The organism is Aquiflexum gelatinilyticum (assembly GCF_024813435.1).
In the GTDB taxonomy this organism is placed as follows: domain Bacteria; phylum Bacteroidota; class Bacteroidia; order Cytophagales; family Cyclobacteriaceae; genus Cognataquiflexum; species Cognataquiflexum gelatinilyticum.
Window position 1 is genome coordinate 25,674 of the sequence record NZ_JANAEZ010000013.1, and the last position, 25,200, is coordinate 50,873.

29 protein-coding genes and 2 tRNA genes are annotated in these 25,200 nt (G+C 38.7%); 12 read left to right on the forward strand and 19 right to left on the reverse strand.

Annotated features, from left to right (window positions below; translation table 11 throughout):
* Position 1: 1 nt before the first annotated feature.
* The 9 genes from NK987_RS20440 to mutS all read right to left on the reverse strand — a co-directional run bounded on the left by NK987_RS20440 (position 2) and on the right by mutS (position 7,242).
* On the reverse strand, positions 2-631 hold the full coding sequence (locus NK987_RS20440; protein WP_259265374.1) for a 7-carboxy-7-deazaguanine synthase QueE: 630 nt from the start codon (positions 629-631) through the stop codon (positions 2-4).
* A gap of 201 nt (positions 632-832) precedes the next feature.
* Positions 833-1,270 (reverse strand): GNAT family N-acetyltransferase, encoded by a 438-nt coding sequence (locus NK987_RS20445; RefSeq protein ID WP_259265375.1) that lies wholly within the window; start codon positions 1,268-1,270, stop codon positions 833-835.
* Positions 1,270-1,725, reverse strand: coding sequence for a GNAT family N-acetyltransferase (locus tag NK987_RS20450; RefSeq protein WP_259265376.1), 456 nt, complete (start codon positions 1,723-1,725; stop codon positions 1,270-1,272). Before NK987_RS20450 ends, NK987_RS20445 begins: the two co-directional genes overlap by 1 nt.
* 148 nt (positions 1,726-1,873) lie before the next feature.
* Entirely contained in the window at positions 1,874-2,359 is a 486-nt protein-coding gene (locus NK987_RS20455; RefSeq protein ID WP_259265377.1) for a methylated-DNA--[protein]-cysteine S-methyltransferase, read from the reverse strand.
* Between the two features lie 187 nt (positions 2,360-2,546).
* Positions 2,547-3,251, reverse strand: a complete 705-nt coding sequence (locus NK987_RS20460) for an XRE family transcriptional regulator (RefSeq protein WP_258423986.1) — start codon at positions 3,249-3,251, stop codon at positions 2,547-2,549.
* A 139-nt stretch (positions 3,252-3,390) separates the two neighbouring features.
* Positions 3,391-3,474, reverse strand: a tRNA-Leu gene (locus tag NK987_RS20465).
* A 69-nt stretch (positions 3,475-3,543) separates the two neighbouring features.
* A tRNA-Gly gene (locus tag NK987_RS20470) sits at positions 3,544-3,616 on the reverse strand.
* Between the two features lie 147 nt (positions 3,617-3,763).
* Positions 3,764-4,564, reverse strand: a complete 801-nt coding sequence (locus tag NK987_RS20475; RefSeq protein WP_258423987.1) for a response regulator transcription factor — start codon at positions 4,562-4,564, stop codon at positions 3,764-3,766.
* Positions 4,565-4,629: 65 nt separating this feature from the next.
* The gene (gene mutS, locus NK987_RS20480) at positions 4,630-7,242 is read right to left on the reverse strand and encodes a DNA mismatch repair protein MutS (protein WP_259265378.1); all 2,613 of its coding nucleotides are present in this window, start codon (positions 7,240-7,242) and stop codon (positions 4,630-4,632) included.
* Positions 7,243-7,327: 85 nt separating this feature from the next.
* Between mutS and NK987_RS20485 the strand changes: the two genes are divergently transcribed.
* Positions 7,328-7,867 carry an RNA methyltransferase gene (locus NK987_RS20485; RefSeq protein ID WP_259265379.1) on the forward strand — a complete coding sequence of 180 codons (540 nt, stop codon included), beginning with the start codon at positions 7,328-7,330 and terminating at the stop codon, positions 7,865-7,867.
* A gap of 60 nt (positions 7,868-7,927) precedes the next feature.
* On the opposite strand, the gene NK987_RS20490 is transcribed toward NK987_RS20485, so the two are convergent.
* Positions 7,928-8,272 carry a hypothetical protein gene (locus NK987_RS20490; RefSeq protein WP_259265380.1) on the reverse strand — a complete coding sequence of 115 codons (345 nt, stop codon included), beginning with the start codon at positions 8,270-8,272 and terminating at the stop codon, positions 7,928-7,930.
* 110 nt (positions 8,273-8,382) lie between these two features.
* On the opposite strand from NK987_RS20490, the gene NK987_RS20495 reads away from it, so the two are divergent.
* Positions 8,383-8,718: a tRNA-binding protein gene (locus tag NK987_RS20495; protein ID WP_258423991.1), complete on the forward strand. Its 336-nt coding sequence runs from the start codon at positions 8,383-8,385 to the stop codon at positions 8,716-8,718.
* Positions 8,719-8,727: 9 nt separating this feature from the next.
* On the opposite strand, the gene NK987_RS20500 is transcribed toward NK987_RS20495, so the two are convergent.
* The gene (locus NK987_RS20500) at positions 8,728-9,045 is read right to left on the reverse strand and encodes a Rieske (2Fe-2S) protein (RefSeq protein WP_259265381.1); all 318 of its coding nucleotides are present in this window, start codon (positions 9,043-9,045) and stop codon (positions 8,728-8,730) included.
* Between the two features lie 51 nt (positions 9,046-9,096).
* Here NK987_RS20500 and NK987_RS20505 point away from each other — a divergent pair, with 51 nt between their 5' ends.
* Positions 9,097-9,840, forward strand: coding sequence for a hypothetical protein (locus NK987_RS20505; protein WP_259265382.1), 744 nt, complete (start codon positions 9,097-9,099; stop codon positions 9,838-9,840).
* A 92-nt stretch (positions 9,841-9,932) separates the two neighbouring features.
* On the opposite strand, the gene NK987_RS20510 is transcribed toward NK987_RS20505, so the two are convergent.
* Genes NK987_RS20510 through NK987_RS20520 form a run of 3 tightly spaced genes read right to left on the reverse strand, consistent with a single transcriptional unit; the run spans position 9,933 to position 11,307 of the window.
* The gene (locus NK987_RS20510; protein WP_259265383.1) at positions 9,933-10,529 is read right to left on the reverse strand and encodes a DNA-3-methyladenine glycosylase I; all 597 of its coding nucleotides are present in this window, start codon (positions 10,527-10,529) and stop codon (positions 9,933-9,935) included.
* 5 nt (positions 10,530-10,534) lie between these two features.
* Positions 10,535-10,999 (reverse strand): TspO/MBR family protein, encoded by a 465-nt coding sequence (locus NK987_RS20515; RefSeq protein ID WP_259265384.1) that lies wholly within the window; start codon positions 10,997-10,999, stop codon positions 10,535-10,537.
* 2 nt (positions 11,000-11,001) lie between these two features.
* On the reverse strand, positions 11,002-11,307 hold the full coding sequence (locus NK987_RS20520) for a DUF4286 family protein (protein WP_259265385.1): 306 nt from the start codon (positions 11,305-11,307) through the stop codon (positions 11,002-11,004).
* A gap of 101 nt (positions 11,308-11,408) precedes the next feature.
* Between NK987_RS20520 and NK987_RS20525 the strand changes: the two genes are divergently transcribed.
* From NK987_RS20525 to NK987_RS20565, 9 genes are all read left to right on the forward strand, one after another.
* Positions 11,409-12,101: a carotenoid biosynthesis protein gene (locus NK987_RS20525; RefSeq protein WP_259265386.1), complete on the forward strand. Its 693-nt coding sequence runs from the start codon at positions 11,409-11,411 to the stop codon at positions 12,099-12,101.
* Between the two features lie 39 nt (positions 12,102-12,140).
* Complete coding sequence (locus NK987_RS20530) at positions 12,141-12,584, forward strand: sterol desaturase family protein (RefSeq protein ID WP_420839768.1); 444 nt, start codon at positions 12,141-12,143, stop codon at positions 12,582-12,584.
* Positions 12,585-12,590: 6 nt separating this feature from the next.
* Positions 12,591-13,487 carry a MerR family transcriptional regulator gene (locus NK987_RS20535; protein ID WP_258423998.1) on the forward strand — a complete coding sequence of 299 codons (897 nt, stop codon included), beginning with the start codon at positions 12,591-12,593 and terminating at the stop codon, positions 13,485-13,487.
* Between the two features lie 215 nt (positions 13,488-13,702).
* On the forward strand, positions 13,703-14,215 hold the full coding sequence (locus NK987_RS20540; RefSeq protein ID WP_258423999.1) for an RNA polymerase sigma factor: 513 nt from the start codon (positions 13,703-13,705) through the stop codon (positions 14,213-14,215).
* Complete coding sequence (locus tag NK987_RS20545; protein ID WP_259265387.1) at positions 14,215-15,699, forward strand: phytoene desaturase family protein; 1,485 nt, start codon at positions 14,215-14,217, stop codon at positions 15,697-15,699. The genes NK987_RS20540 and NK987_RS20545 overlap by 1 nt, the downstream gene beginning before the upstream one ends.
* Before the next feature lie 24 nt (positions 15,700-15,723).
* Complete coding sequence (locus NK987_RS20550) at positions 15,724-16,566, forward strand: phytoene/squalene synthase family protein (RefSeq protein WP_258424001.1); 843 nt, start codon at positions 15,724-15,726, stop codon at positions 16,564-16,566.
* 93 nt (positions 16,567-16,659) lie between these two features.
* The gene (locus tag NK987_RS20555) at positions 16,660-17,505 is read left to right on the forward strand and encodes a 4-hydroxy-3-methylbut-2-enyl diphosphate reductase (RefSeq protein WP_259265388.1); all 846 of its coding nucleotides are present in this window, start codon (positions 16,660-16,662) and stop codon (positions 17,503-17,505) included.
* Between the two features lie 24 nt (positions 17,506-17,529).
* A complete protein-coding gene (locus NK987_RS20560) occupies positions 17,530-18,243 on the forward strand; it encodes a fatty acid desaturase (protein WP_258424003.1) in 714 nt (237 codons plus the stop codon).
* 81 nt (positions 18,244-18,324) lie between these two features.
* Entirely contained in the window at positions 18,325-20,730 is a 2,406-nt protein-coding gene (locus NK987_RS20565) for a TonB-dependent receptor (protein WP_259265389.1), read from the forward strand.
* A gap of 78 nt (positions 20,731-20,808) precedes the next feature.
* On the opposite strand, the gene NK987_RS20570 is transcribed toward NK987_RS20565, so the two are convergent.
* The 5 genes from NK987_RS20570 to panD form a co-directional block, all read right to left on the reverse strand.
* Entirely contained in the window at positions 20,809-21,738 is a 930-nt protein-coding gene (locus tag NK987_RS20570) for an AraC family transcriptional regulator (RefSeq protein ID WP_258424005.1), read from the reverse strand.
* Positions 21,739-21,877: 139 nt separating this feature from the next.
* A complete protein-coding gene (locus NK987_RS20575; protein WP_259265390.1) occupies positions 21,878-23,017 on the reverse strand; it encodes an acyl-CoA dehydrogenase in 1,140 nt (379 codons plus the stop codon).
* 104 nt (positions 23,018-23,121) lie between these two features.
* Positions 23,122-23,808 carry a zinc metallopeptidase gene (locus NK987_RS20580; RefSeq protein WP_258424007.1) on the reverse strand — a complete coding sequence of 229 codons (687 nt, stop codon included), beginning with the start codon at positions 23,806-23,808 and terminating at the stop codon, positions 23,122-23,124.
* Between the two features lie 32 nt (positions 23,809-23,840).
* Positions 23,841-24,842, reverse strand: coding sequence for a lysylphosphatidylglycerol synthase transmembrane domain-containing protein (locus NK987_RS20585; RefSeq protein ID WP_258424008.1), 1,002 nt, complete (start codon positions 24,840-24,842; stop codon positions 23,841-23,843).
* Between the two features lie 2 nt (positions 24,843-24,844).
* Positions 24,845-25,192 (reverse strand): aspartate 1-decarboxylase, encoded by a 348-nt coding sequence (panD, locus tag NK987_RS20590; protein WP_113926275.1) that lies wholly within the window; start codon positions 25,190-25,192, stop codon positions 24,845-24,847.
* Positions 25,193-25,200: the final 8 nt, after the last annotated feature.

The following is a 25,200-nucleotide window of genomic DNA, read 5'->3' on the forward strand; positions in this document are numbered from 1 at the left end:
GCTAAGGGATATCCATAAATTTATGTGTTTGTAGCGATATTTTCCAATTTGGATTTGATTTTACGTAATCAATCACTTTTTCGGTCATATTTTCTTTTTTGCTCCACTCAGGCTGAAGAAGCTTTTGGCAGCTAGGTTTTACCTTGGAAGCATGTTCTTCTGCAAACGCAAAATCCGAATTATGATAGGCGATAACTTTCAGTTCATCCGCTTTTTCATAAATACTTGGGTGCGGTTTTTTAAACTTTTTTGGAGAAAAACACACCCAATCAAAAATCCCAGAAAAAGGATGGGCACCTGAGGTTTCTATATGTATCCTAAATCCATTTTCTTTAAGTGCATAAGTCAATGGATATAAATTATACATCAAAGGCTCACCGCCAGTAATCACTACAGTCCGTGAAGGAAACTTCATTGCTTCAGAAACGATGGAATCAACGGACCAAAGCGGCCATTTAGCTGCATCCCAGGAATCCTTGACATCACACCAAACACATCCAACATCACAACCTCCTAGCCTTATAAAGTAGGATGGGCTACCTGAAAAGGTGCCTTCGCCCTGTATGGTATAAAATGCTTCCATAATGGGAAGCCACGTCCCTTCTGAAATATCTACTTTTGAATTTTTCATAATTTTTGATGAAGCGGGTTATTGAACCGCTGATTCTATAAATAATTTTTTGGACTGCAAAGGTAGGGTAAAAAAGGTAGAATGCTAAAAATTGAGAGAAGGGGGAATTGGAAAATTGAAAGGTTAGAAGATTGAAAGATTATAAAATTGGATTGGAAGGTTCGAAGGTTGGAAGGTTAGAAGCGTCTAATGTCTATTCACTCAAAGAACTTTTTCCATCACAATCCTGTAGTCTTTGACCTCTCCTTTTTTGATCAAATCCACAATCATAAATCCCCTGTTGAGTCCAAAATGGATCATTTTTGAAAGCCTGTTTCTCGTTTTGAAAGTCACTTTGACAAATCCATGGGTTTTTGCCCAAGCCTCTTGGCTTTCGGCTAACTTTGTTGCAATACCTTTTCTCCTGTATTCATCCAACACGCCTCCCATCCAGGAGTAAAATATATCATGTCCATACCGGCGGTATCCGACTTTAAACCCTACAGGTTTGTTACCTTCAGTTGCAATCAAAATCAGATGAGGGACATCTGAAAGTCTTTCTTCATAAGTTTTTTCAGTATATGGCTGAAAAAACTCAGGTACTTTCTTACTCAGGGCGATAACTTCCTCAATGGTCCCTTTCCTGATTTTTATTTCCATTACAAATCTATTTCCATTTTGACATCACATCTCCCATACTTTCCGCATTCGGGGGTGATGTCTCTGAATCCAAACTTCCGGTAAATATTCAAGGCCGTCTCTAATTTGGAATTAGAGTAAAGAACCACTTTTCTAGCGCCCATCGACCTTGCTTTTTCTAAAATAGAGGAAGCAAGAAGTTGTCCTACTTTTTTGCCTTGGGCTTTGGGGATGACGGCCATTTTTACCATTTCAAAAATGCCCTCACCTGATTTTGACAAACCTACAGTTCCAATAATTTCCTCCCCTTCCTTTGCGAATAGGATCACTCCGCCTTTATTCAAGATCACTTCTTGAGGATTTAGAAGCTGTTCAACATCAAATGGTTCAAGGGAAAAATATTTTTCAACCCATTCCTTATTGATTCTTTCAAAATGAGGCTGAAGGTCAGGAGAATAATCAATGATTTGTACCATAATTTTTTAAAATAGACTAGGAAGGAGAAAAAAGCTAATTTTCAATTAAATCGGGATAAAAATAAGAAAAGCCTGATAGGTTTCCCAATCAGGCTATTAAGATTCACTATTTTCAAAATAAAATAAATGATAGCGTTTTGTTCCCAATCTAAAAATTAAGCTGAACCTGTTTTCCGATTTTGTCTTTTTGCTCGAGCTCAAGCAACTTGGATTTTCTCCAAATCCCGCCTGCATATCCTGTTAACTGCCCGTATTGCCCAACTATTCTGTGGCAAGGCAACATGATCAAAATAGGATTTGCACCAACAGCCGTTCCTACAGCCCTTACTGCTTGGGGGTTTCCAAGGTTAATTGCAATCTTTTGATAAGAAACTGTTTGCCCAAATGGGATTTTGTTTACTTCCATCCATACTTTATGTTGGAAATCAGTACCTCCCAAAGCAACGGGAACATCGAACGTTTTGAGTTTGCCTTGGAAGTATAACCCAAGTTGTATCCAAACATCCATCAATATCCCATCAAAAGAATCATTTGTGGGATCTTCTTCAGTAAATTTAAGACTGACGAGATATCCGTCCCAAACTTCTGCCCTTACATTCCCAAGAGGAGTCTCCAATACCGCATATTCTCTCATATTTACTGATCTTTAAAGGTTTGTGTCCACTAGTCAATAAACATTCCCACAATTTAAACTTACAACGATTTAAAAACCATTTTGTCTTACAAAACCCTAATTTATTTAAAAAAGAATTGAAATTGTAGAATTAATCTTAGGCATTTAAAGTTTGTAATCAAGCAAAAAAACGCCTCAAAATCCCAAATCATGCCTTGTCCACAATCATAAGCCGGAACCTCCAAACCTCCCTGATGGATCTGAGGTCCACCTCAAAAGGTTTGAAAATGGGGTTAGAAGAACAAAGTAACAGTTTTTCATTTTCCTTTACTTTGTTATAAACGATCTTAAAAGTGATGCCGTCTGAATCTGTCAAAATAACATATTTTTCACCGTCTTTGATCCGGGTCCAATCATCTACATATTCACACACTATCCAAGCTCCATCAGGAATTGGAAGCATTGAATCTCCATCAATCTGAAATACCCTGTATTTTTTATCCTGAGACAAAAACGGAAGTGAAAACCTAGGAAGATCACCGATAAATTCAGGATCCGAAAATCCAGCGAGATAGCTCGCCTTTACTTTTTGGGATACTACTTCTATCAATTCTTTCCCTTCAGCATCAACAGTTGTAGCCAATATCCTAAGATTTTTACCTTTTAAAAAACGGTCAGTATCCAATAATTCCCTCAATTTGAATTCTGAAAGTTCCTCGAGATTTTTCTTAAGAAGCAAATCAACAGAAACTCCAAGGTAATCAGCAATTTGCAGCAAAGTTTCCAAAGGAGGGTTGATGTTTAACTCATATCCCGCAAGCTTGGACCTGCTGATACCAATAGAAGATGCCATCGTCTCTTGGGTGATGGATTTTCTTTTTCTCAAGATTTTTATGTTGGCACTCAAATACATTTTGGAGGATTTATCTTTAACAATTCCGCGTGATTCTATCCAAAATTAATAGTATTGTTGAAATTGTTGTCAATAAAAAGATGATAATTTAAACAATTTGGTATAAAACAAAAAAAGCCCTGCCAAAAGGCAGGGCCTGTACCAGGAGCGGGAATCGAACCCGCACGAGATTGCTCTCACAAGATTTTAAGTCTTGCGTGTCTACCTGTTCCACCATCCCGGCATTCTCTAACTTTATTAGAGATTTTGAAATTCCTGAAAACAACAAAGCCCTTCTACAAGGGCCTTTTTGAGCGAGAGACGAGATTCGAACTCGCGACCCCGACCTTGGCAAGGTCGTGCTCTACCAACTGAGCTACTCTCGCATTATCTTACTTGACCGACCAAAAACCTTACGCCTTTGTCTTTTGTGAGTGCAAATGTAAAGCAGTTTTCTAAAATAGCAAAAGCTGTACGTTAAAAAATTTCATTTTCATTGTCATCCCATACCTCAAAAATTGATAATCAGGCATTTATTTAATTTTATTGGAGATAAGAATTTTCATTAAATCATTGGAATTCTTTGCACCAAGTTTTTTCAATATTTTTTTCCGGTGGGTAAAGACTGTATTTTTTGAAATAAACATCCTGTCTGCAATTTCTTGCGAATTCAATCCTTCCAATAATAAAAGAGAAACTTCTTTTTCTTTTTTTGAAAGAAGAAGGTCAGGGCTTGGAGTTTTGGCTTTTTCATGGGTTACTTTTTCACCGTTTTCTTTGATATAAGAATAGCTCCAATCATAGCCAATCAAATGTTCATTGTTGGTAATATGAAGCCCAATGTGAAGGTCAAAAATAAAGTTTCCGTTTATATCTATCAGGTAAGGTTTCGCTTTTGTAAAAAACCAGATTTCTTTTTTGGTGATTTTATGTAACCAACGGAGGGTATAGGACAATTCAAAAGTCTTTTTCTCAACGATACTGGCCTTCTGAAATGCCTCCAAAAATCTGTTATTGAAGGCTACATGTTCCTTTGCGTCTCCCGGATGCAATGCAGAAATCACTCCAGCAAGGCCATTAGCTCTCAAAAAATCAGCAGAATGCCCACTGATTTGTTCTATATTTTCTGTGAAAAAAGGCAAACTCATATCTCGGTAGTCAAAACAACCGATTATAATCCCCTCTTTCATTCCGAGACTGAGGCTTATCTTTTCAAGATCTTTCAGCAACTCTTTCTCATCGGGGTGAGGAATAAACTCTCTGTCATTTTTATAGGAAAAAAATTCCGATAATTTATTCTGATTTCTTAATTCATCCAACAATGAAACATCCATAGACCCAAACGCAAAAGCTATCAGTTTAAAATTTTACCTTTAATTTACAAAATTCCGATTAAGTTTCAATTTCCTAATTTTTTCTTGATTTCATTCAGTTTGATCAAAGCCTCTATAGGAGATATCGTATTGATATCTATTGCCGAAAGTATTTCCTGAGCCTCTTTGAATTTGGGATCTGCGTCGAATAGACTCAATTGATAATTGCTTTTTGGCATGTCTTTGATCCTATCCTTGGGTGCATTCATCTCTTTGTCCTTTTCCAAATGTCCCATGATTTCAGAAGCTCTCAAAACAATAGGATTTGGCATCCCTGCCATTTGGGCGACGTGTATTCCAAAGCTATGTTCGCTCCCACCTTCCTTTAATTTGCGCATAAAGATGACTTTGTTTCCGACTTCCTTGACGGACACATTGAAGTTTTTGATTTTTGGAAAGTCCTCCGCCAACTGATTCAATTCATGATAATGGGTAGCGAAAAGGGTTTTTGTACGGAACTTTGGGTGATTATGCAAAAACTCTACGATCGACCATGCTATGGAAATCCCATCATATGTGGAAGTCCCACGGCCTATTTCATCCATCAATACGAGACTTCTATCGGATAGGTTATTCAAAATACTTGCCGTTTCGGTCATTTCAACCATAAAAGTTGATTCTCCCTTAGACAAATTATCAGAAGCTCCCACTCTAGTAAACACTTTGTCTATAATCCCTATCCTTGCATAGGATGCAGGAACGAAGCTTCCCATCTGGGCCATCAATACGATCAATGCTGTCTGCCGGAGTAAGGCGGATTTACCTGCCATATTCGGACCTGTAATGATGATGATCTGTTGGCTTTCATTGTCTAGGTAAATGTCATTGGGGACATACTCTTCCCCTACAGGAAGCTGACTTTCTATTACGGGATGTCTTCCGTCTTTGATTTCGAGCGAATCTGTTTCTGCGATTTTGGGTCTGCAATAATTGTTTTTTTTGGCTACAACAGAGAATGAAAGTAAGCAGTCTACTGTGGCAAGAATCCTTGCATTTTGTTGGATCTGAGAGACATATTCTGAAGCGTCGAGTACAAGGGCCTGAAAATACTTCTGCTCGATGGCAAGCATCCTATCTTCAGCATTCAGTATTTTTTCTTCATATTCTTTCAGTTCTGGAGTAATATATCTTTCTGCATTGACCAAAGTTTGCTTTCTGATCCACTCTTGGGGAACCTTGTCTTTGTGTGCGTTGGTAACCTCTAAGTAATATCCGAATACCTTATTGAAAGCCACTTTCAGTGAAGAGATTCCTGTCCTTTGGGTTTCCCTTTGCTGAAGCGCCACCAGATAATCTTTACCGGTATTGGCTAGATTCCTGTATTCATCCAACTCATCATCCACACCCGACTTGAGGATTCCGCCTTGATGTATCAGCATTGGTGCATCTTCCTGAAGTTCCCTTTCAATTTTCTCCAATAAAAACTCACATGAACTGATCTGATCAGAAAGTTTTTTGAGTGAACTGTTTTTGGATTCCTTCAGGATATCTTTGATAGGCAAGGTATTTTTCAAAGCTCTTTTCAACTGATTCATTTCCCTGGGATTGATCCTCCCTACAGCAACTTTTGAAATTAGCCTTTCCAAATCCCCTATATGCTTCAGATGGGCTAAAATCTCCTCGGACAAGTCAGGGGATTCAAAAAAGTAATCCACCACTTTCAGTCTTTCTTCTATAGGCTCTTTTTCTTTAAGAGGCAAGACCATCCATTTTTTCATCATTCTGGACCCCATCGGGGTAATGGTCTGATCGAGGATATTGATAAGAGGAACACCGCCATCCTGTTGGGAATAGACGAGCTCTAAGTTGCGGATGGTAAACTTATCCAACCACACATATTTTTCCTCAGCAATCCTCGAGATAGAAGAGATGTGTTTGACCTCTTTGTGTTCTGTCTCCTCTAGGTAATACAATATTGAACCCGCCGAGATGATTCCATGCTCTAGGGTTTCAATTCCGAAACCCTTCAGATTGGCTGTACCAAAATGCTCTGTCAGCTTACCATAGGTATAATCCAACTGAAAAACCCAATCTTCACAGTGAAAGGTAGTAAACTGGTCTTTGAGGATCTCTTGGGCTTTCGCCCTTGCCGCTTTGGAATAAATCACCTCAGATGGGCTGAAGCTTTGCAAAAGCTTTTCGATATAGGATTGCGAACCTTCCGAGCACATGAACTCTCCTGTGGAAAGGTCCAAAAAAGATATTCCTAAGGTTTCTTTTCCAAAATAGACAGAAGCCAGGTAATTGTTTTTTCTTTTGTCAAGAACATTGTCATTGAAAGAAAGGCCGGGAGTAACAAGTTCGGTCACTCCCCTTTTGACTATTCCTTTGACGTCTTTGGGATCTTCGAGCTGGTCGCAGATTGCAACTCTATTGCCAGCTCTGACCAATTTGGGCAGATAGGTGTCGAGCGAATGGTGCGGAAAACCTGCCAATTCAATATGTGAAGCCGCACCGTTTGCCCTTTTTGTCAAAACTATGTCCAATACCTTGCTTGCTTTGATGGCGTCTTCCCCGAAAGTTTCATAAAAATCCCCTACTCTAAAAAGAAGTAAAGCACCGGGATGCTTCGCCTTGATGGCATTGTATTGTTTCATCAAAGGGGTTTCTTTCACTTCATTATCCCTCTCCTTGGCCATATAGTCCCTGATTTGATTCTTTATGTTACTTTTGAAAATTAATAAAAGCTGAAATTAAAAGATATCAAAAGGGAAACAAAACCGCATGAGAAAATTAAACATGGAAGAACTCAACCGCCTGTCGGTTGAGGAGTTTAAAGGGGTGGGAAAATCTCCGATTGTAGTCGTATTGGATAATGTGAGGAGCCTCAACAATGTTGGGTCTGCATTTAGAACAGCCGACGCTTTTCTCGTGGAAAAAATATACCTATGCGGCATTACCGGAACCCCTCCCCACAAAGACATCCAAAAGACTGCTCTTGGGGCAACAGAATCGGTAGATTGGGAATATTCTGATTCAACAACAAACACGATTCAAAAATTAAAGGAGAATGGTTACATTATTTGTTCATTGGAACAGGTAGACCAAAGTATCATGCTTCATGAATTTCAACCCAATCCCGATTCAAAATATGCCTTGGTCTTTGGGAACGAGGTTTTTGGCGTAGAGGATGAAATCATTGAATTATCCGATCATGTCATAGAAATCCCCCAGCTTGGAACAAAACATTCCCTCAATATCTCAGTCACAATGGGAATTTCCATTTGGGATTTTGTTGTAAAAATGAAAATATTAAAAAAATGAGGACAAAAAAAAAGAGACTTTGTCAGTCTCTTTTTTATTTCATTTATATTGAAATTTGCATTAATCTTCTTTGAATCTGTCTACAATGTAAAGGAATAGGTTAAATGACAGTGTAGAAATCTCTTCCTTTTTAGCATCCTTCTCACCACCCTGTTTGAATAATGGGTTTTCCTTTTTCAGAGTAGTTGATGCAGCAGGCTTATTTTCTTTTATAGCGCTAGCACTATTTCGCTGGGCATTTTCTTGTCTCGGTTCTAAAGTGGAAGATTCAGAACTTTCATATTGAGTACTTGACTCATTGTTGTTCCTAGGCAAATCAGGAAAATTTCTTTCTCTTTCAGATTGTGCAAAAGAAATAAAGCTCACAAATACTCCTAGAAATAAGGTGAGTTGAAGCTTTTTCATTCCCATTGAAGAAATTTTTGATACTTGCAACATTTATGATGGAGGTTTGAGTAGATTTAGAACTCCCTTCAGTAGAAGAAAGTTTCCAAATATAGAAAAAATCTTATTCAATGCAAACGATTGACTTCACCGAATTTCAAAGAATTGACCTTCGAATAGGTACAATTATCAGAGCGGAGGTATTTGCAAAAACGAAGAAACCTGCTTACAAAATTTGGGTAGATTTGGGAACTCTAGGCATCAAGAAGTCATCTGCTCAAATCACATTCCATTACAAGCCTGAAGACCTTTTGGGTAGACAGGTACTTTGTGTATGTAACTTCCCTCCAAAACAAATCGCAGATTTCATGTCTGAGGTATTGGTAACAGGATTTGATGACGGAAGCGGGCAGATTGTTTTGGCATCTGTAGACAAAAATGTCCCTAACGGATCAAAATTATATTAAGTAAAAAATTTAAATCCATATTTCAAGTCCCCTGTCAGTTAATCCGACCTTATACACTTTCAAATCAGGACATTGACCGGAAAGCACAGCTCCTGTCTGAAGATCAAACCTATATTGATGCAGAGGGCAAACAATTTCATTTCTTACAATAGTCCCTTGGAGCAAAGAAGCCATCCGGTGGGGGCAAAAAGGTTCAAATGCGAATAACGTCTCACCATTCCTTGTCACACAAATTTTTTCACCTCCCAATTGGACCAATTTGATTCCCTTTTCAGGAATCATTTGAAGTACTTGTTCTTTACTTTGCCCTAGGATAAATGTTTTCATAAGCAAGTTAAAAATACTAATTTGGAAGTCTAAACCTAATACAATCACATCATGAAAAAAATGATCTTGCTACCCCTCCTATTTTTATCCGGGTTAATTTTAGCACAAAACCTGGAAGGAGCTTGGAAAATGACCCATCAAAATGGCAAGGCCATGATGGATACTGAATACATCAAAATTTACCAAGATGGCTACTTTTCTTTTGGTGCAAAGGAAGTCACTACCAATAAATTTGTGAGTGCCGGTGGGGGCCAATTCCGTCTCAAAGACAATCTTTACCAAGAAATGCTGGATTTTTTCACAATGAAACCGGAAATCGTAGGCCAAAGAACTGATTTCAGTTTAGACATGGTGGATGGGAAAATGGTTATTTCTACTGAAATGGAAGGGAAAGCCTTGGTTGAAATCTGGGAAAAGATAAGTGATTCAAAAGATGACCTCACCAATAATTGGGTCATCACGGGAAGAAAAAGGGACAATGAAATATCAAGAAGTACTCCCGGCGCAAGGAGAACTATCAAAATCCTCAGCGGAGGCAGATTCCAATGGGTAGCTTTTAACTCCGAAACCAAAGAATTTATGGGGACAGGAGGGGGAACATATACAGCCGAGAATGGTACCTACATTGAAAAAATTGAGTTTTTTTCAAGAGATGACAGCCGGGTCGGCGCAAGTCTAGAATTTAAATATGAGGTAATTGATGGCGAATGGCATCACAGTGGCATGAGTTCAACAGGAAACCCTATCTATGAAATCTGGTCTGCTTACAGTAAAGCATATACTCCAATAAAGTAAAACAGCCAAACTGAAAAAATTCTATCTGAAATCAAATTCAATTTGAAAAGTGAAAAAGCCAAGCACATGCATATTTCCTGTGCTTGGCTTTTTTATTTTCCTAAAGCCTTGACTTCCTCATACCGAAAGCAGTCTATCAAATGGTCGTTGACCAAGCCTGTGGCTTGCATATGAGCATATAATGTGGTGCTTCCCAAAAATTTGAACCCTTTTGATTTCATATCTTTGGAAAGTTTATCTGAAACAACAGTTGTGGCCGGCACTTGGGACAAAGATTTCAGTTGGTTTTGGACTGGCTTCCCGTTGACAAAATCCCAAATATAATTTCTGAAACTGCCGTGGGAAGCCTGAATTTCCATAAACCTTCTGGCATTGTTGATGGCAGCACGGATTTTCATCTCATTTCTAATGATGCCCGTATCTAATAATAATTCCTGGACATATCCATCGGGCAAATCTGCCACTATTTTATAATCGAATTCAGCAAAAGCTTTTCTGTACCCCTCTCTCTTTTTCAAAATAGTAGACCAACTCAATCCTGCCTGTGCGCTTTCCAATACCAAAAATTCGAATTGCTTTTGATCATCAAAAACCGGTACTCCCCATTCCTCATCATGGTACTTCAGATAGTCTTCAAAACCAAGACACCATGGACAGCGAAATTTTCTTGCTTCTTGTTCTATAGGCATAGTTTTTAATTTAAATACCAAATTGATGCGTTTAGCGCTGTCGCAAAACTCACCCACATCAGGTAAGGAATCATCAGATAGGCTGCAACTTTATTGATCGGAAAGAAAACCTTGATACAGACCAGAATCATCACCCAAAGTGGTACAATAACCACCAATCCCAAAATAGGTGATTCCAAGCCGAAAAAAGCCGGAGACCAGATTCCATTGAGAAAGAGTTGGATCCCAAAAAGCCAAAGTGCGGTTTTCTTTAGGGAATGATCAGATTTCCAAATCAAAAACATGGCAATTCCCATCAACAAATAAAGTGTGGTCCAGGCAGGTCCAAACAGCCAAGATGGTGGTGTAAAGGAAGGTTTGTTGATCGTCTGATACCAACTGCCAACAGAAGAAATGGTAATCAAAGCACCTAATCCTCCCGCAACCTGAGGCAAAACAATCGAAATAATCAATTTGAGAGTATTGTTCATAGCTAATCTACTGTTTCGAGCAAAGTTCTGAATACCACAAAGCGATCTTTAAATTTCTCGTTTACATCCTCTTGAAGTTTGGACGCAAATGTCAGCTGGTATTCCAGTATTTTTTCCATACTGTCTGCGAAATATTGCACAGAATAATTGGTTGATCCATCCTCATTGTCATGCAGGATTTTATAAAATCTGTTTTCCAAAAACATCCCTGTGGCCAATACGTCCGGAATATGCGTCTCTTTCATCCAAGCTACCCATTCTGCCTCAGATTCTTTTTCTATATTGACGGTTACATTGTATAAGATCATAATTATTTACATTTATCTTTAATTTTGTATCATTCATTTACCAACAAATATAAGTTCATGTTGTTAATCACCCGTGAATAATCCAAAATCATTTCGGTACTATGTCCCCTAGCCTTCTCAACAAAACAGAAAACCCAACCGTGATTGAGGCCATTAAAAAAATCCAAAACAATAAAATCACTCTTTTTAAAGGAATAATTTCCGCCTTTTACATCTCAGGAATAATTGGATTGTCTATTCCTATGGTAAGATCCTATTTTCAAATGATGACTCCATTTACTTTGATTTTGAGTCTTGTCATCTTACTCCTGTTTCATTCCGGTTGGAATAAATCTTTTGGACTATTTGCAGTTTTGGCTATGGTCTTGGGCTATGGGTCTGAAGTAATGGGAATCCATACCGGTTTCCCTTTTGGGAATTATGAATATGGTCAAACCCTGGGATTTAAGCTTTTTGAAGTGCCTTTAGTCATTGGCGTAAACTGGCTGCTTCTTGTTTATCTGACAGGAAATTTATTTTCAAGTAATATAAAAAATGATTGGCTGGCTGCATGCTTGGCTGCCCTTGTGATGGTGGCCATAGATTTCTTCATTGAACCTGTGGCGATCAAACTGGATTTTTGGTATTGGGAAGGAAATATCATTCCATTGTCCAATTATCTTGGTTGGCTAGGGGTTTCATTTATTATCCAGCTTCTTTATAGAAAATCTGATTTTCTCAAAGAAAACAAAATTTCCTCCTATTTATTGATCAATTTGGTGATGTTTTTTGCCATATTGACCTTTGTAGGTTAAAAAAAAATCGCCGATAAACATTCTTATCTACTTTGAGTTATGACACTGATGTACGCTGTATTATTTATATTGATCGGGTTTGCTATCATGGAATTTTCAGGATGGTTTATCCATAAATATATCATGCATGGTCCACTTTGGAACATCCATAAAACGCACCATGAGCCTTCAAAATCATTCTTTGAGCTCAATGACCTATTTTCATTACTATTTGGGAGCATTGCGATCCTTCTGATCTTTATTGGAGTGGATGGATTGGATTACCGGTTCTGGATAGGAGTTGGAATCAGTTTATATGGTGTGTTGTATTTTATCATTCATGATGTCCTTGTCCATAGAAGAGTAAAATGGTTTGAAAGACCAAAAAACAGCTTTTTGCTTGGAATATTCCGTGCACATCAGGCACATCATGCCACCAATAAAAAAAATGATGCTGTTTCATTCGGCTTATTTATAGTACCCAAAAAATACTTTAAACGCTAAAAAACTGTGAGTACTTATTCAATAAAAGATCTGGAACAACTGTCGGGCATCAAAGCCCACACTTTGCGTATTTGGGAACAGCGTTACAATTTGTTACAGCCCATGCGGACAGATACCAACATCAGGTTTTATGATGATGCAAGTCTCAAATTGATTCTCAATGTGGCTTTGTTAAATGACAACGGATATAAAATCAGCAAAATTGCCAATATGTCGGAAGCTGAAATGAGGGAGGAAGTTGTCAAACTCACTGAAAAAACCCTTACCCATGATGATCAAATCCACGCTCTAACCTTATGCATGATCGAGATGGATGAGGAGAGATTTGAAAAAGTGCTTTCTACAAACATTTTGAAAATAGGTTTTGAGCAAACCATGCTCAATATTATCTATCCCTTTATGTCAAAGATCGGAGTGTTATGGCAGACAGGTGCCATCAATCCTGCACAAGAGCACTTTATGAGTAACCTGATCCGGCAGAAACTTATCGTCGCTATAGATGGCCAAATCTATAAAGGAGGAGGCAAAAAGTTTTTACTGTATTTGCCTGAAGGTGAATGGCATGAAATATCAATACTTTTTGCGGCCTACCTTGTCAAATTAAAAGGGCATAAATTGATTTATTTGGGTCAAAATACCCCTGATGAAGATCTTCAAATCGTATATAGACTTCATCAACCTGAGTTTTTGATGACCGTCATCACCACTTCACCAAACAGCGAAGAAGTTCAGGATTACATTTACAGCATTTCAGAAAGGTTTAAAAATTCGGAAATCATTTTGTCGGGCTATCAAATAGTCGGTCAAGACCTTGATTTCCCCAAAAATGTCAGAGCGATGCATTATGCCAAACAGTTAAAAGAGTTTATGGAGGAAATGGATTTGGCACTTCAAGAAAAATAGTTTCATTTATTTTACAAAATATTAAACAAGGAGAGAATTACCATTCTCCCCTTTTTTTTTGCCTTTATACTCATAAAATACCACTAATAGTTAGAATGGGGGTTTTTGAAAATTTACATTTAATTTTTGTTTAAACTTTTTTATTTTTTATTAGACAAAATACTTGACATTTGTTTAAGTTTTTATACCTTTGATTAAACAAAAAATAAAAAGCCATGACGACTCTAGAATTCAGTTACTCGCTACAGAAGCTTTCCAGTTCTTTAAAGCCTTTTGCGTTAAAGTTGACCAGGGACACAGATGATGCCAACGATCTTCTGCAGGATACCATGGTAAAGGCTTTTACCAACAAGGATAAATTCACAGAAGGAACAAATCTCAAGGCATGGCTTTACACGATTATGAAGAATACCTTCATTACCAATTACCAAAGAATGGTAAGAAGAGGTACCTTTGTTGACACAACAGATAATTTGCATTATCTTAATTCAGGTGATGTTCTTGTCGAGAATGGAGCTTATGGAGACTTCGCGATGGATGACATCCAAGTTGCAATCGGAAACCTAGAAGATGTCTATAAAACACCATTTATGATGCACTTCAGAGGTTTCAAATACCATGAGATTGCAGACAAATTGGAGATCCCGATCGGAACAGTAAAAAACAGAATACATATTGCGAGGAAACTACTAAAAGATGACTTGCATATGTACAAACATAGAAATTAATGTCAAAAAACAAGAAAAATGTGGTGGTGATTGGTTCGGGTTTTGCCGGATTGTCCGCTGCCACACACCTGGCAAATGCCGGATACCAAGTGACAATTTTAGAAAAAAATAATACCCCCGGGGGAAGAGCGAGACAGTTCGAATCCGAGGGTTTTGTTTTTGATATGGGTCCCAGCTGGTATTGGATGCCGGATGTCTTTGAAACTTACTTCGGATATTTTGGAAAAAAGGTCTCTGATTATTATGATCTAAAGCGCCTCAGCCCATCCTACACCGTCGTCTTCGGGGAAAACGATTTCATGGAAATCCCTGCAAACCTTGAAGAATTCAAAGGTTTATTAGAGTCATTGGAACCGGGTGTGGGACCAAAACTGGATGAATTCCTGAAGCAGGCGGCATACAAATACAAAGTGGGGATTGAGGATTTGGTCTATAAACCGAGCAGGTATCTGACCGAGTTTACCAACCCCAAATTACTGATAGATGTAGTTCGGATGGATGTATTTCAGTCAATGTCCAAACATGTCAGAAAGTTTTTCAAACATGAGAAAATCATCAGATTGATGGAATTCCCGGTTCTTTTTCTAGGAGGAACTGCAGACAATATTCCTGCACTCTACAGCCTGATGAATTATGCAGACATTGCTTTGGGCACTTGGTATCCTATGGGAGGCATGTTCAAAATTGTGGAGGGCATGATCAGCTTGGCCGAAGAAAAAGGTGTGAAATTCCGGTTGGGCGCTGAGGTAGACCATATCAATGTCACCAATGGCATAGCCCGCAATGTAGTTTTGAAAAATGGTGAAAAGATCGAAACAGATATTCTGGTAGCTGGTGCAGATTATCATCATGTGGAGAATGTTTTATTGGCTCCAGAATATAGAAACTATAATGAAGGTTATTGGGATAAGCGTGTCATGGCACCATCAAGCTTACTCTTCTACCTTGGCGTGGACAAGAAAATCGAAAACGTCACCCATCACTGCCTCTTTTTTGACGAACAAATGGGCCCGCATGCGGACGCCATTTATACTCATCCTAGATGGCCAGAAAAACCACTTTTTTACCTTTCCGCTGCTTCCAAAACAGATCCAAGTGTAGCACCGGAGGGACAGGAAAACTTAGTGATATTGATTCCACTTGCACCAGACTTGGAAGATGGAGAGGAAGTAAGGGAAAAATATTACCACATGGTCATGGACAGACTTGAAAAACTGACAGGACAGGAGATTCGGAGCCATGTCATTTTCAAGCGTTCATATGCGCATAGTGATTTCAAATCAGACTACCATGCATTCAAAGGAAATGCTTATGGACTGGCAAACACCCTATTCCAGACCGCAATTTTGAAACCTTCTCTAAAAAATAAAAAAGTCAAAAACATGTACTATACAGGACAGCTTACTGTTCCTGGACCTGGAGTCCCTCCAAGTTTGATTTCGGGCCATGTAGTCGCAAAAGAAGTTATCAAAGAAAACAATTAGTAAATTAATTGCTATATTATAGGTATGAATGCGAGGAGCCTTTTTGACAAAACTACTTTTGAATGCAGCAAATTGATTACCCAACGATACAGCACTAGCTTTACATTGGGTATCAAAACATTGGATAAAAAATTTCATTTACCTATTTATGCGGTATATGGATTTGTCCGGTATGCTGATGAAATCGTGGATACATTTCACGACAAAGACAAAAAAGCCCTCCTTGACAGGTTCAAAAGTGATGCTTACGAGGCAATCGATGAAAGAATAAGCCTAAACCCCGTATTGCATGCATTCCAATTAATTGTAAATGAATATAAGATCGATAAAGAATTGATTGAAGCTTTCCTGAGGAGTATGGAAATGGACTTGGACTTTAAAACTTACAATGATTCAAAGTACCATGAATACATTTATGGTTCAGCAGAAGTAGTTGGTTTGATGTGCCTGAAGGTCTTTTGTGAAGGAGACAACAGCATGTATGAAAGCCTCAAATCACCTGCCTGTAAGCTGGGTGCAGCTTTTCAAAAAGTCAATTTCCTTCGTGACATCAAAAGTGATTTTGAAGAAAGAGGAAGGGTATATTTTCCTGGGGTGGACTTTAATTCTTTTGATAAATCGACCAAACAACTTATTGAAGAGGATATTCAGAAAGATTTTGATGAGGCATTGGACGGTATCAGGAGATTGCCAAAAGGGGCCAAAATGGGAGTTAAGGTTGCTTATCTTTATTATCAAAAACTGTTCGACAAAATCAAAAGCTTACCTCCCGAGACTATAACCCAGGAGAGAATCAGGATTCCAAACAGCAGAAAATTGTCCCTGTTGCTGAGCACTTACTTTGGAACAAAACTTGGTTTCAACTGATCTCAGTTAATCTAATATAAGCAAAAAACAAGTCAATAGATTCAAGAGGATAAAAGCTTAAAAACAATTTACCAAGTCCTAAGTTACTTACCTATGATGAACTTGAAAGTACAAATCGACCAACATTCAGGCTTTTGTTTTGGAGTCGTCTATGCCATTGAAATGGCGGAGGAGGTTCTTGAAGAACAAGGTTATTTATATTGTTTGGGGGATATTGTGCACAATGATGAGGAAGTAAACAGACTGACAAAAAAAGGACTCAAAATCATAGATCATGATGAATTGAAAAGTCTTTTTAATGAAAAGGTATTGATAAGGGCGCATGGTGAACCACCTTCGACATATGAACTTGCGATCAACAACAACCTTACATTGATCGATGCTAGCTGTCCAGTAGTGCTGAAACTTCAAAATCGCATCAAAAACTCATTTGACAAAGACGAAACGATCTATATCTACGGCAAACATGGTCATGCTGAAGTCATAGGACTTCTCGGGCAGACCAACAACAAGGCAGTGGTTTTTCAGGATATCAATGAACTTGATCTACCGTCGTTACCGAAAAACCTGACCTTATACAGTCAGACTACAAAAAGCACAGACAATTTTTATAAAATAAACGAAGCTTTCAAAGAAAGCGGCATAGAGGTAAATACAAATGACACCATTTGCAGGCAGGTTTCTAACAGAGACAAAGAATTAAGGATATTTGCTGAGAAATTCGACAGGATTATTTTCGTCAGTGGAACCAAATCATCTAATGGAAAAGTCCTTTACAATGTTTGCAGGGAGAAAAACCCCAATACTTACTTTGTATCAAATCCTGACCAAGTAGATATTCATTGGTTTACCGAAAATGAAACTGTGGGAATATGTGGAGCTACTTCCACCCCAATGTGGCTCATGGAACAAGTAAAAGAGAGAATAGAAACTTTTTAAGCCTTTCTTTCCTAAATTTACCGCGTGAATTACAAAGAAAAATCATCAAATCTGATTGGGAATACAGGTGTCATCATCGCGGTATGCATTATTTCCTTTTGGTTTATCTCCTTGTATTTTCTCCTGAGTTTGGATATTTCATGGTCAAATCCATTGGTTTATCTGGGCATACTGATTCAAACCCACTTATATACAGGACTTTTTATTACCGCCCATGACGCAATGCACGGGATCGTGGCTGATAATAAAAAACTAAATCATAGCATTGGCTGGATTTCCGCAATTCTTTTTTCCTATAATTTTTATTGGAGACTATTTCCAAAACACCATGAACACCATCGGTTCGTAGCTACGGACAAAGATCCCGACTATCATCCTTCCGGCAAATTCCTGATCTGGTATTTGAGTTTTATAAGACAATATGTATCTGTCTGGCAGATACTTTTGATGGCAGTGACTTTCAATGTTTTAAAACTTTTTCTTCCCACCGAAAATCTGGTGGTATTTTGGATGATGCCTGCAGTACTTTCTACCCTACAACTTTTTTATTTTGGAACATTTCTGCCCCATATGGGAGAATCCGACAACAAGCATCATTCAAAAAGCCAATCAAAAAACCACTTTTGGGCTTTCCTATCCTGTTACTTTTTTGGTTACCACTATGAGCACCATGATTCTCCAGGAACACCGTGGTGGAGACTTTGGAAGATAAAAGAAGATCTCGAAAAAGGGGGTTAATTTAACATTTATCAATTTTTTAAAATTATTTGAACAATCTTGACTAAAAACAGATTAGTACTTTGAAACTAATACCAGCATATGAGACTATTATTTACAATTATCTTACTTTCATTTACGCTTTCAGATTTATTTGCCCAAGGTGGGGAAGTCAGAGGCCGAGTTTTTAACCCAGTCAATAACGAAGGGATCCCCTTTGCAAATGTGGTTGTTTTGGGAACTGATTTCGGTACAGTGACAGATGAAGAAGGAAATTATATCTTATCAGATTTACCAGCTGGACTATATAATATCAGGGCTAGCTTTATAGGATTTAGAGCAAAGACATTTTTTGAAATCCAAGTGACTTTAGCCAGAGCGGTAAGGCTTGATTTTGACCTCAAAGAGGAAGCCTCTGAACTGACAGAGGTGACGGTAGATGCTGAATTTACTCGTTCGGATGAGACTCCCATTTCAGTAAGAAGACTCAATACCAATGAAATCGAAAGGTATCCGGGCGGAAACAGGGATATCAGCAGGGTAATCCAGTCTCTCCCCGGAGTGGCAAGCACAGCAAGTTTTAGAAACGATATCATTATTCGTGGCGGAGCCCCAAACGAAAATAAGTTCTTTATCGATGAAATTGAGGTTCCGGTTATCAACCACTTTTCTACCCAGGGCTCTTCTGGAGGTCCTGTCGGAATCCTGAATGTCAACCTCATCAAGAATGTAGACGTCATCACCGGCGGATTTCCAGCAGACAGAATGAACTCCCTCAGTTCTTTCTTTGAATTCCAACTGAAAGAAGGAAGAAAAGACAAAATGTTCACCCAACTTACATTGGGAGCGAGTGAGTTGACCCTATCCAATGAAGGTCCTATTGGGGAAAAAACAACTTATATCCTTTCTGCAAGAAGATCCTATCTTCAATTTCTTTTCAGACAGCTCCAGCTTCCGTTCTTGCCTACTTTCAATGATTTTCAGTTGAAAACTACGACAAAACTCAATGCCAAAACTGAATTGACATTTATTGGAGTGGGAGCCATTGATGATTTTGCATTGAATTTTGATGTTCCTGAAGATGAAACAGAAGAAGAAAGGGAAGAAAGGCTTTATACTTTGCAAAATCTCCCTGTATCCACCCAATGGAATTATGCAACGGGTTTAAAACTGAAAAGATTTAGAGAAAACGGCTTTTGGACATTTATTTTGAGTCGAAACATGCTGAACAATCGGTCATTCAAATATGCACAAAATGACGACAGTACTCCCGAAAATCTTTTGTTTGACTATACTTCTCAAGAAAGTGAAAATAAGTTCAGGGCAGAAAATTCTATTTTCAGCAATGGATTCAATCTTAAATATGGTGTGAATTATGAGTATGCCAGGTACTTCATCAGCGAATTTGACAGAAGTACTTTAGCGACTGAAGGAGAAGTGATCAATGTGGAAGCAAAAGCATTTTTCAACAGCTACGGGGCATTTGTATCAGGAAGCAAGTATTTTAACAATGAACGCTTGCTAGTTACTGCCGGATTGAGAATGGATGGAAGCGACTTTGGCAAAACTGCTCAAAATCCCTTGAATCAATTGAGTCCAAGAGCGTCGGTTTCTTACCAAATCAAACCACAACTGTTTTGGACAGCCAATGTCGGGATTTACTACCAAAAGCCACCTTATACAGCTCTAGGATACAGAAACAGTGAGGGAGAACTCCTGAACCAGATAAACGACATCAAATTCATCAGGTCTACCCATTTCATCACCGGAATCGAAAGAGTAATCCCTGAGAAAAGCAGAAGATTCAGTGTTGAAGGATTTTATAAACTCTACGCCAACTATCCTTCCTCGATCAGAAACGGTATATCTCTAGCAAATCTTGGGGCGGATTTCGGAGTAATTGGTAATGAACCTGTAACTTCTGATTCTGAAGGCCGCGCTTATGGTTTGGAGTTTTTGGCACAGCAGAGATTGTTTAACAATTTCTATGGGATAGCTGCTGTCACTTTAGTGAGGAGTGAATTTACAAATCCAAATACTGAAGGATTTGTTCCCTCCGCTTGGGACAACAGGGTCATAGTCAGCTTAACCGCCGGCAGAAGGTTCAAGAAAAACTGGGAAGTTGGAGCAAGATGGAGATATCTGGGTGGATTGCCTTTTACTCCGGTAGATGTGGAAACTTCATCATTGAGAGAAGTATGGGACCTTACAGGTAGGGCTGTTTTGGATTTTAATCAAATCAATTCCCAGAGATTGTCAGCTTTCAATCAACTGGATTTCAGGATTGACAAGAGATATTTCTTTAATAAATGGAACTTGAACTGGTATTTCGATGTACAAAATGCTTTCAATTTCCAAGCCCAACAACCTCCCGTATTGATCCCGGTTAGAGAGTCAGACGGCAGTATCAAAATCGATCCTAACGATCCAAGCAGATACCAGATGAGGTTTATTGATAATCCTGCAGGAACTATACTTCCAACAATTGGGATAATCGTGGAATTCTAAAAAAATTAATTTTTGTCCATAAATGAAAAAACCGTCCCTAACTCAGAGGGACGGTTTTTTTAGTCAAATTGATTGGGTTTACTGTACGTTTATTAATGATTCTCGTCTTCTCATTTTTCCTGCTGGCAAGCCATACATCATTTTAAATCTTCTACAGAAATAAGCAGTGTCTTTGTAGCCAACATCCTTACCGATATCCCGAATGCTCTTTTTGGAAGTTCTCAGCAATTCGACGGCAGCTTCCATTCTTTGGTATTCGATATAATCCTGTGGATTGATACCTGTCAACATCTTGAAATACTGACCCACATAATCTTCGGATACATTGGCAACCTTTGCCAATACTTTGTTAGAAAGGTCTCCACCGATATTCTTTTTGATATAATTGAACAAGTCGATAAGCCTTGGATCTTTAAAGTAGGTGCTATTTGTCGAAAGTTCTTCCACAAACAACCTGTTTTTGAGAACATGGCGTACAATTTCAATTACCAAAAGTTCGGTGTATAATTTGACCACCCTTTCTTTTCCGGGCGTATTTTGCTCCGATTCTTTGATGATATCTTCTACTATTGTAGCAATCCGATCATTGAACCTGATGACGAAGGGTGGAATACCCAAAGAGTGAAAGAAATTGACAACATCAAAAACCTTCGCTTCAAAATTCAGGATTGTAACACAATCCTCCTCTACGCTTTTGATTTCTTTGAAAGAGATTGTCTGAAGGTATTTCCTTTTGTTGTCAAGAAATCCCTCAATATTGGTTTCAGTTTTTTTCCCTTGTTGACCAAAGGAAATATTTGTCTTTCTTCCTGCAGGTATAAAAAGAATTTCACCTTCATTTACCAATTCCATTTCTTCAGAAAACTTGAGCGATCCTTGATGAAGCAATAAAATGGTATTTTCGGTATCACTGTAATCCAAAACTGTAATAGGCTTTTCAATTTTGAAATTGTTGCCCTTCAGAAACCTAACCCCGACAGATTCGATTACCTTATTGTAATATTCCATGAAAACAGTTATTATAGGTTATGGCGTAAAACTATAACAATTTTCTAAAAGCAAGGTGATTATTCAATATTTTTTTGATAAAAAAAGAAAAAAGGTATAAAAAATAGATTTTATACCTTTTTTTCCAATTAAAATTTGATTATCTTATTATACTTCTTGATATGACTATTTTTTGAATTTCGCTCGTTCCTTCATAAATCTGTGTAATTTTTGCGTCGCGCATCAATCTCTCCACATGATACTCTTTAACATATCCATATCCTCCATGTACTTGAACCGCTTCTATGGTAACATTCATCGCCACTTCTGAAGCATACAATTTTGCCATGGCACTAGCAAAGGCATAATCCTTTCCTTCATCCTTCAACCAAGCTGCTTTGAGAACAAGAAGTCTGGCAGCTTCAATCTGAGTGGCCATATCTGCCAATTTAAATTGTATGGCCTGATGCTGACTGATTGGTTTTCCAAATGCCTTTCTTTCTTTGGAATAAGCAAGGGCCAATTCGTATGCCCCTGCGGCAATTCCCAAAGCTTGGGCTGCAATTCCGATCCTTCCTCCATTAAGGGTTTCCATGGCGAATGTAAAACCAAAACCTTCATCTCCAATCCTATTGGAAATGGGAACCTTAACATCAGAAAACATCAAGGAATGGGTGTCAGAGCCTCGAATGCCCAATTTATCTTCTTTTTTCCCAATTACAAATCCTTCTTGCCCTTTTTCTACAATAAATACAGAAATCCCTTTATGCCCCTTGGAAGCGTCAGTCTGTGCAATCACAAGATAAACAGAAGCGGAACTCCCGTTTGTTATCCAGTTTTTTGTTCCATTGAGGACATAGTGGTCACCTACCAATTCAGCCGAAGTCTTTTGTGAAGTGGCATCAGACCCCGCCTCTGGTTCAGAAAGGCAAAAAGCCCCGATTATTTCCCCGGAAGCCAACCGTTTTAAATACTTTTCTTTTTGTTCCTCAGATCCATACTTTTCCAATCCCCAACATACCAGGGAATTGTTAACCGACATACAGACCGAGGCTGAGGCATCGATCTTGGAAATTTCTTCCATCGCCAACACATACGAGATGGTGTCCATTCCTCCCCCGTTGTATTTGGGGTCTACCATCATGCCCATAAATCCCAGTTCCCCCATTTTTTTCACCTGTTCTTTTGGAAACTTTCCTTCTGTGTCTCTGTCAATTACACCTGCCAAAAGTTCCGAATGAGCAAACTCCCTTGCTGCATCACGGACTGCTACATGTTCTTCTGTGTATTCGAAATTCATAAGAATATTTGGGTTAATTATTTCGCTTGGAATATATAAGAAAAAAAAATAAGGGACAATTTCTTGCCCCTTAAAGTAAACTCATTTAACCAATTTAAGTTTCCTTAATCTCTGTTGCCAAAGAAAATAAAGACATAATAGGCCAAAGTAGCCAATGCCGCAAGTGCGGCTACTACATAAGTCATAGCTGCCCATTTCAAAGCATCTTTAGACATTTCAAACTCGGAAGGAGTCACAATGTTTCTTTGTTTTACCCAAGCCAATGCCCTGTTGCTCGCATCAAATTCCACAGGAAGAGTAACCAAGGTGAAAAGAGTCATGACACCATAAGAACCTACGACAATGTATCCTATTATTTCATAAGGAAGCCCCATAAACGCTCCACCTAATAAGGAAGCAATCAGGACAATATTCAATATTTTCCCACTGATATTTTGAACAGGAACCATAGCTGAGCGGAGGTTGAGCCAAGCGTAAGATCGTGCATGCTGCACAGCGTGACCACATTCGTGGGCGGACACAGCAGCCGCGGCGGCGTTTCTTCCATAGAACACATCCGGGCTGAGGTTGACAGTTTTGTTCATCGGATTATAGTGGTCAGTGAGCTGACCTTCCACAGACACCACCTTGACATCATGGATATTATTATCTGCCAACATCAATTCGGCAATTTCTTTTCCTGAAAGATTTGCCATCAAAGGAGTCTGTGAATACTTTTTGAATTTGCTTTTCAGCTTTGAGCTGACTACAAATCCAAGCACTGCGAAGACAACGACAATTAGAATAATCATAGTTTTTTATTTTTTGCTTTGTGTTTACGAAATTAGAAAGTTTTGGATACTTTTTTGGAAGTTATTTTTAGGATAAACCCTAGCGAAACAAGTCCCAAGATTAACACAGTCAAAACCTGACTGCTATGGACGATCACTGCGAATATTTTACCTTCTTCCTCACTTAGTCCATATGCCATCAAAATAAAGGCCACCAATGCGTGAAAGGTCCCGATACCCCCCTGAACAGGTGCAACCATGCCAATACTTCCCATCACCATCACCATAAGCAGCGAGCTTAGTGACAAGTTGGCAGTAGAAGGAATGGCCCAAGCTACCAAAACCAAGGTAACATAATAAATCATCCAGATTGCAAATGAGCTTCCCCAAAACCCGGATTGGTTGCGGACTTGCCTGATGCTGATGATGCCTTTGACCAAATCGCGGGTAAAGTGCCTTAATTTTTTAAAAATATTACTTTCTCTGTATTTCAGAAAAGCAAAATAAAAGAATATGGCCATTACCAATAAGCCTCCGATTAGAAGAGGAAGGTATTGGGTTACTTTTTCTACCAAAGCTTCCACAGAAACAAGTTCCGAAAAAAGCTCAAGAAACAGGTTTCTTTCAATGACAAATGCCAGGAAGATGGTGAAAACGAGAAAAAGAAGGTCGACTGTTCTTTCGAGGATTACCGTCCCAAATAATTTGCCCATTTGTAAGCCATCGGTTTTTGCCAAAACCCCACAGCGGGCCAATTCCCCGGCTCTAGGCACAAGCAAATTGGTCAGATAACCGACCATCAATGCCCAAAATGCCCTGATGGATGGCGTTTTATAAGGCTCTTCCGCATCGAGTAGTAAGGTCCATCGCCAAGCTCGAAGCCAAAATCCAATGAGAGAAACAAAAATAGAGCTCATCAACAAAAGGAAAGAAGTTTCTGAAACAGACTTCCTAAGACTTTCAAAGCTGATATCCTTATACAAAAACCAAAAAATCCAGATAGCTACTATCATAGACAATGCCACCTGGACCCATTGCTTGAGGTTTAATTTCACTTTTAAATCAGTTTATTGTGCTCATCAGGAAATACGATGACCGGTTTGTGTTTTTTAGCTTCCTCAAAATCCATAGAAGCATAGGAAATAATGATGACGATATCGCCAACCTGCGCTTTTCTCGCAGCGGGACCATTGAGACAAACCATGCCGCTTCCTCTTTCTCCTTTGATGATATAAGTTTCGAGTCTTTCGCCGTTGTTGATGTTGACGATAGCTACTTTTTCATTCTCTATCATATTGGCAGCGTCCAAGATGTCTTCATCTATGGTAATGCTACCGACATAATGTAATTCTGCCTGGGTAATTTTTACCCTGTGGATTTTAGATTTTAAAACCTGAATGTGCATGTGGGAAA